This window comes from Candidatus Omnitrophota bacterium, from assembly GCA_040755155.1.
Classification (GTDB): Bacteria; Hinthialibacterota; Hinthialibacteria; order Hinthialibacterales; family Hinthialibacteraceae; genus JBFMBP01.
This window is the reverse complement of the sequence record JBFMBP010000051.1, coordinates 9750-14329: the sequence shown is the minus strand read 5'-3', so window position 1 is coordinate 14329 and position 4580 is coordinate 9750. Positions and strand designations below refer to the sequence as shown.

At 49.6% G+C, this 4580-nt stretch carries 5 protein-coding genes; 3 read left to right on the top strand and 2 right to left on the bottom strand.

Annotated elements, in window-relative coordinates; genetic code table 11:
• The first annotated feature begins 195 nt into the window (after positions 1-195).
• The 3 genes from AB1656_06225 (at position 196) to AB1656_06215 (ending at position 2944) form a co-directional block, all read left to right on the top strand.
• Positions 196-1092, top strand: a complete 897-nt coding sequence (locus AB1656_06225) for a hypothetical protein (protein MEW6234965.1) — start codon at positions 196-198, stop codon at positions 1090-1092.
• Positions 1093-1178: 86 nt separating this feature from the next.
• Positions 1179-2324, top strand: a complete 1146-nt coding sequence (locus tag AB1656_06220; GenBank protein ID MEW6234964.1) for an AAA family ATPase — start codon at positions 1179-1181, stop codon at positions 2322-2324.
• Positions 2321-2944, top strand: coding sequence for a hypothetical protein (locus AB1656_06215; GenBank protein MEW6234963.1), 624 nt, complete (start codon positions 2321-2323; stop codon positions 2942-2944). Before AB1656_06220 ends, AB1656_06215 begins: the two co-directional genes overlap by 4 nt.
• A 3-nt stretch (positions 2945-2947) precedes the next feature.
• On the opposite strand, the gene AB1656_06210 is transcribed toward AB1656_06215, so the two are convergent.
• Together AB1656_06210 and AB1656_06205 are read right to left on the bottom strand one after the other, a co-directional pair.
• Entirely contained in the window at positions 2948-4084 is a 1137-nt protein-coding gene (locus AB1656_06210) for a hypothetical protein (GenBank protein ID MEW6234962.1), read from the bottom strand.
• Positions 4081-4530, bottom strand: coding sequence for a hypothetical protein (locus AB1656_06205; GenBank protein MEW6234961.1), 450 nt, complete (start codon positions 4528-4530; stop codon positions 4081-4083). The genes AB1656_06210 and AB1656_06205 overlap by 4 nt, the downstream gene beginning before the upstream one ends.
• Positions 4531-4580 lie beyond the last annotated feature (50 nt).

The window sequence follows — 4580 nt, the reverse complement described above, 5'->3', positions numbered from 1 at the left end:
GAATCCTTCTTCCTGAGTAAACTTGAACATAAGCGCGTATCCTTTCTTTTGGGCTTTTCAGCCTTCTTCGCTTAAGGAAAGGGTACGCTGCTTTTTCTTTCCAATCCACACCTTTAGGTTATAACTCGTAATACGAACATTATCTATACTCTATAGCGAACGTTTAGGACGAAAAAGCAGGCAAGGGGAAAAAATATGATATCGAACCATCGTATTCATGAATTAAAATATTTTGTTTGGGGATTTTTCCTTGCGGCGGCGATAGGGATTTCCTGTTGGAGCGAAGAAGCCGCAATAAAGACCGATCTAATATTTTCCGACGATTTCGAAAGCGGCCATCTGGATCGATGGGATGCGGAGTCGGTCAAGAAAGATCCTTCCCGGCTCAAAATCGTCAGCGATCCCCAAAACGTTTTTCGCGGGCGTTGCGCTGTGGAAATGACGGCGCGGATCGGCGACGGCGAGGGCGCGAAGTTGAATAAATGGTTTATGCCCGGCTTCGACCGCGTCTACGCCCGCTGGTATTGCAAATTCGCCGATGATTTCGATCAGGGCAACCACATGCACTTCGTTCATCTGCTGGCGAACCGCCTCGACAACAAATGGTCTGCTTATGGCCAAGCGGGTAAAAAACCATCCGGCGGCGATTTCTTCACGACCGGTCTGGAGCCGTGGCGCTCGTGGGGCGAGTATCCCCCGCCGGGCGAGATGATGATGTACACCTATCACATGGATATGCCCATCGATCCCAAGATGAACCAATATTGGGGCGAAATGAAGCGTCCGGAAAAGAAAGTCGTCCTCGAACGCGGACGTTGGTATTGCATGGAAATGATGGTCAAAGCCAATACGCCGGGCGCCGCCGACGGCGAAGAAGCCTTATGGATCGACGGCGAACTTAAGGGGGAATTCAAAGGCATCCGTTGGCGTACGGACGAGAAGTTGAAGATCAACGATTTTTGGCTGATGCTCTACGTCCATCACAGCGAACGCCTCAACCGCGTTTGGTTCGACGAAGCGGTTGTCAGCCGGAGCTATATCGGCCCATTGCCGCCGGAAAACAGCGCCGTGAAGCGGGATGTAAATGAATAACGCTATACTAGCGATTCCATAAGTATGGCTGTTATCATTAGAGATGAACGTAGAAGAGAAAGCCTAAAAGCGTGGGAGACGTAGGAATGATTGCCAAGCGTCTAATTCTGAAGAATTGGCGTAATTTTCAATCGATCGATATTGAACTCCAGGAGCGGATGTTCATTGTCGGTCCCAACGCCTCCGGCAAATCGAACTTATTGGATGCTTTCCGCTTTTTGCGCGACATTGCCCGTCAAAAGGGCGGCGGGCTTCAGAATGCCATCGATCTTCGCGGCGGATTATCCAAAATCCGCTGCTTGGCGGCTAGACGCGATCCAATCGTCGAGATGGAAATCCATCTTTCCGAATCTTCAGAAACTTGGAAATATAAAATTGCTATTAAACAAGAAGTGAGAGGCAATCGACAACCCTTTATAGCGGAAGAAATCGTTTGGAAAAACGGTGATGAAATAGCAAGACGTCCAGACAAAAAAGATAAAGAAGATAAAAAACGTCTGATCCAAACTCACCTGGAACAGATCAACGCCAATGTAGAATTCCGGCCCATCGCTGATTTCTTCGAATCGTTTACTTATCTGCATTTGGTACCTCAATTGCTTCGCCATCCCAACGCCTTCACGGGGCCGGGAATCGAAGGCGATCCCTTTGGCCGGAATTTTTTGGATCGGATCATGCGCACTTCCGAGAAAACTCGAAAATCGCGGTTTAAAAAGATCGAGCAAGCTTTGCGTCTCGCCGTACCTCAACTGAAGGAACTCAAGATCGATAACGATAAAATGGGAATTCCTCATTTCGAAGCGGTTTATGAACATTGGCGAGCCAAAGGCGCCAAGCAGCGGGAAGATCAATTTTCCGACGGTACGCTGCGTTTACTAGGCTTTTTTTGGTCGATTCTTGAAGGCGATTCGCTGTTGCTTCTTGAAGAGCCGGAATTATCGCTCAATGCGTCCATTATTCGAAAAATTCCCTCATTGATCCATCGATTGCAAAAACAGAAAAAAAGACAGGTTTTGATTAGCACGCATAGCGCTGATTTATTGTTGGATAAAGGCATCGGCGGCGAAGAGGTAATCTTACTGACTCCCGACAAAGAGGGAACCAGAGCGGAAATTTCATCCTCTATTGAAGAAGTGCGTCTTTTATTGGAAGCCGGTATGCCCATAGCCGAAGCCGTGCTTCCGCGAACGGAACCGGGAACGGTAAGGCAATTGGAGTCCTTCAGCGCATGACTCCTATCGTTATCAGGCTGGCTGTGGAAGACGATTTAAGCGAAGCGGCGCTGCGGCGCATCCTCGATTATTCTAATCGGGATTTTCTGGTCAATGTATGTTATGGAAAGCAAGGCGTCAATTATTTAAAAAAGCATATATCCGCTTACAACCATGCCGCGAAAATCATTCCTTATCTTGTCCTTGCCGATCTTGATCGAGCCGAATGCCCACCTGCGCTGATTCAAGAATGGCTTATAAGGGCGGCGCATCCCAATTTGCTGTTTCGCGTCGCCGTTCGCGAAGTGGAAGCGTGGCTGCTCGCAGACGGTGAAGGAATCGCCGACTATTTTCATATTTCGCCATCGTTGATTCCAAGAAATGTAGAAGAGATTACTGACCCAAAGCAGACATTAATCAATCTTGCAAAGAAATCGCGGAAAAAAGACCTCCGCGAAGCTATTGTTCCTCCGCATGGCAGCGCCAGAAAACAAGGACCTGACTATAATGGGGCTATGATTGGCTTCGTGGAAAAAAGATGGAATATTGATAATGCCGTTCATCATTCTATTAGTTTAGAAAGAGCCTATTCGGCTATAAAAAAATTTACATTCATGCCATCCCCAATTAAAAACGGATAGGAATCAATCTGAAACATTCAGCAGATTCTCCGCCCGCAAGTCGTGGACGGCTTTCAGCGTATTCGTGATCGATGCGACGTAGTGCGGCAATTGGACGCGCTCGCCGTTGATCCATTCGTGAATTCCCCGCTCTTTGAAATCGGCGATCAGATCGTTGAGGAGGCTTTGCGCCGCTTCCGGTTCGTCCTGCGCCAGCGTTTGCATCACCCATCCCGACGGTGTGGCCCAATAGCCGCCGTTTTGGTATTCTCCCTGCTTGATGGGAACCAACATCCTCTGCCAGTATTCCCCTTTGAGCAGATGGCGGATTTGTCCCCTCTCGACGATATCGTCCCGCCGTTTGACGAATAACTCTACGATTTGTTTTTTTCGATCCGGGGAGAGGGGAAAGCCGATGGCGTAGGCGAAGGCGTTGCCCCAAATATCGATTTGGCGGCAATCGGCGGAAGCGGCCAGGAAGAGGCCGGAATGGGAATCGATCAAGATAGATATCCCTTCTTCGATTTCCTTGCTTCTTTTATCGAAGAGATTCGCCATATCTTCACGTTGAAATCGGCGGCTAAGCGCAATGAGTTCTTTGGACGCTTTCCAATCCAAAAGCGAACAGAAAAGCAACTCGCCGGTTTTGCCTACCGTATCGGTGAAGCCGTAGGGCGAATGAGGCGATTGGGGATCGTTCCAGACGAGGCCGTGAGAGCCGCGCGGGTTGGCGTCCATTGCCCAGCGCAGCGGCGTTAGCGCCGTCTGCAGAAAGGCGTCGTCTTGCGTATGGATAACGTATTCATAGACGAGCGAAACGAGAAAGGCGGAATTGTCCAGCGGGGGCAAGGCTACGGGATGGTTCCAGCCCCCCGCTTCGTAGACGCTGACGCCATCGGCTTGCCGCCGGTCGGGAACAATGCCGTCGGCGCGTTGGCCTTCAAGCAGGTATTGAATCGCCGCCCGCAGGTTTTGCGGCGGGAAGAGGTCGAAGAGCGCCGCCATGTAATAAAAATCCCGCGTCCACAAAGCGCCGTAATTGCCGACGCCGTCCGGCGTGTAGAGAACGGTTCCGTTTTGGGACGTTATGCGCGAACCTTCGATTTCGCGGCGCACCGCTTCTTCCAGCCATTGCATGGTTTGATGCGAGATGGTTATCATGGTTTTTCCTCCGGGGCGGCGTCGTCTTTCGCGGCGGATAGTTTTTTCCAATTCTCGTAAAGTTCCTGCATATTTCCCGCCATTTCCTTGGCGTCCACTTGTTTTAATTTCTCGATCATCTCTTTCATGCGTTCGGATAGCTGGGCGTCTTCTTTGGTTTCGGCGGGGGATTTTTCCTTGGAGACGGATTCTATATTGGCGGCGCCGAGTTGGCGTTCCGCTTCTTTCTTTTGAGAGAGTTTCGTTTTTATATCTTCCATCAGCCGCTTTGCGTCATCGGCTAAGGTTGGAATTTTATCCGCGATTTGGCTTTGCAACTCTTGCAACTGTGAATGAATGCGATCGGCGACCGAATCGCCGCTTTCCGAAGGCTTATAATTGATATAAGCCAAGGCCAATAGGCCTATAATTGCTATGATGATAATGAAACGCAGCCATTTAATCATGAATGAATTCTTTCCAATACAGTGAATTGCCCGTCAGTGAGCGATTCAAG

What these genes read in the sequence shown, in the direction of transcription:
- AB1656_06225 (MEW6234965.1), top strand. Translation starts at nt 196, where the DNA reads ATGATATCGAACCATCGTATTCATGAATTAAAATATTTTGTTTGGGGA.
- AB1656_06220 (MEW6234964.1), top strand. Translation starts at nt 1,179, where the DNA reads ATGATTGCCAAGCGTCTAATTCTGAAGAATTGGCGTAATTTTCAATCG.
- AB1656_06215 (MEW6234963.1), top strand. Translation starts at nt 2,321, where the DNA reads ATGACTCCTATCGTTATCAGGCTGGCTGTGGAAGACGATTTAAGCGAA.
- AB1656_06210 (MEW6234962.1), bottom strand. Translation starts at nt 4,084, where the DNA reads ATGATAACCATCTCGCATCAAACCATGCAATGGCTGGAAGAAGCGGTG.
- AB1656_06205 (MEW6234961.1), bottom strand. Translation starts at nt 4,530, where the DNA reads ATGATTAAATGGCTGCGTTTCATTATCATCATAGCAATTATAGGCCTA.